Consider the following 1,935-nt stretch of genomic DNA (forward strand, 5'->3'; position numbering starts at 1 on the left):
GGACGGACCCACGACCTGACCGCAGCCCGTGCTCACGGCATCGTCCAGGCATGTCTCACCCGCCAGATCCTCGTCCTGGCCGATCGCGCCCACCAGGACGCCGGCGCCACCGTCCGCACCCCTTACTACGGCCACCGTGAACTTCCGGAGCACTACCAGCAGTACAACCGCGACCACGCCCGTCTCCGCGCTCCAGGCGAATGCGCCTTCGCCCGCCTCAAGTCCTGGCGACTGCTACGACAAGCCCGATGCTCGACCAACCGTATCGGCAGAGTGGTCGCAGCAGTCCACACCCTCCTCACCTGCGAATACACAGGATGAAAGAGGTTCACTCAGAAGCACGTCGAGTGCGTCATGCGTGAGAATTCCTGTATTTGGCAACGGTTGGACCTGTGCTCAAAGCGGCTGGCAGGCTGGTCGACCGCCGACCACATGCGCACGGAGCTGGTCACCGACGCTCAGGGCCGCTGCGGCTGCCCGCGGCGCCGACGGCCTGCGCGGCGCGGTGTTCCACCACAGCGACAACGGAGCGCAATATGTCTCGAAGGAGTTCACTCAGGGCTGCGCGGAGCTCGGCGTGATCAGATCACGCGGTGCGGTGGGCACGAGTGCGGACAACGCCGCCGCGGAATCCCTAAACGCGACCATGAAACGCGAGACACTCTAGGGGAGGAAGCGGTGGAACCGGGCCCGCGAGGCCCGACTCGCGGTCTTCCGATGGGCGACCCGCTACAACACCCGGCGAAGGCACACCCGCCTCGCCCAGATCAGCCCGATCGCCTACGAGCAGCGATCAACTACGCTGGCCACCGCCACATGACAACCGGTGTCCATGGCCAAGGAGAAAGCCCCCAAACTCCGTTCGAGGCCGACACTTGGGAATGGTACTGGTCCGTGACCGGCGGCCGGGATATCCCCTCGTGGGACACCGACCCAGAGCTGCAGTGGCGCGTTGGGTGCCAGCAGGTCAGCGGCCTGCTCCGTCCTGGCTTGCCGCTGGTCGACGCGGCCTGCGGCAACGGGCACCAGACGTGGTGGCTGGCTCGGCGGTTTGCCGCCGAAAGGCCGGTCGTCGGCGTGGATGTATCTGCGACTGCCGTGGCTCTGGCCCGCGTCCAGCAATTGCTGGACGGGGGGGCAAACATGCATATAGCCTCTGTGGAGACGGTTCTCTTGGTCGAAAACCCGTGGCATTGCCTCCAGGGCATCGACTCGGTCGCTTCGCGGGTCCAGCGGCCGTATGCAACGAAACCGGGACGTGGCGTGGCGCCCAGGCGAGCCAGCACGGCGAGGGTCGATCGCGGTGTTGCCCAGAGCAGCGGCGAACCCCTCCTTGAGTGTGGCGAGGATGTCAAGGCGGGGACCGGGGCGTGCGCGCTGAGGGAGAGCGACGACGTGTGTGTCTTCGGCCTGTCCGTCTCATGGGCACACTGCCTCGAGGACCGCCCCAAGGGTGGCAAAAAGCATCACCAAAGCCACCCCGCCTACGAGCAAGGCGGCAAAGGTCCGCCCCAGCAACTTGGTTGTGGTCCACCGCCGCCGCTCGCGCCTTAACGGGCCGCTTTGCTTGTAGCTGTCGGCCATCGCAACATCCCGAGTGCTCGATCATGCCTTCTTCCCACTGCACCACGCCGAGGTGTGGCCGGCACGCTGGAACGGCACCGTAGTCGCAGATGGCGGCAACGCCGGTGGACTGGCTCGATCACCTGGCGGTGTTCCCGCCAGCGGCCGCCCCGCTTCGGCGTACGGTCCGGGAGCAACGGCTCGATCCACGCCCACTGCGCGTCTGATTAGAGTAACGACACACCAGAGCAGCGATCTGATGATCCAAACGAAACTGCCTAGTAGTGCTTCGTTAGGTTCTGGTTCTGATGGTCGGCAGGGGTCGGCCGCAGGTGGTGCAGGTGCCGGTCCAGCACCTCAGCAGGTCCTGGA

1 protein-coding gene and 1 pseudogene are annotated in these 1,935 nt (G+C 65.9%); both read left to right on the forward strand.

Features of this window, described 5'->3' with window-relative positions:
• Nucleotides 1-321: transposase family protein (locus ABZ624_RS42850; RefSeq protein ID WP_360101149.1), on the forward strand; the 321-nt coding region annotated here is incomplete at its 5' end.
• Between the two features lie 41 nt (nt 322-362).
• A pseudogene (locus tag ABZ624_RS42855) lies at nt 363-820 on the forward strand (DDE-type integrase/transposase/recombinase); the annotation flags it as partial.
• Nucleotides 821-1,935: the final 1,115 nt, after the last annotated feature.

This window comes from Streptomyces sp. NPDC007205 (assembly GCF_040634095.1).
Taxonomy (GTDB): domain Bacteria; phylum Actinomycetota; class Actinomycetes; order Streptomycetales; family Streptomycetaceae; genus Streptomyces.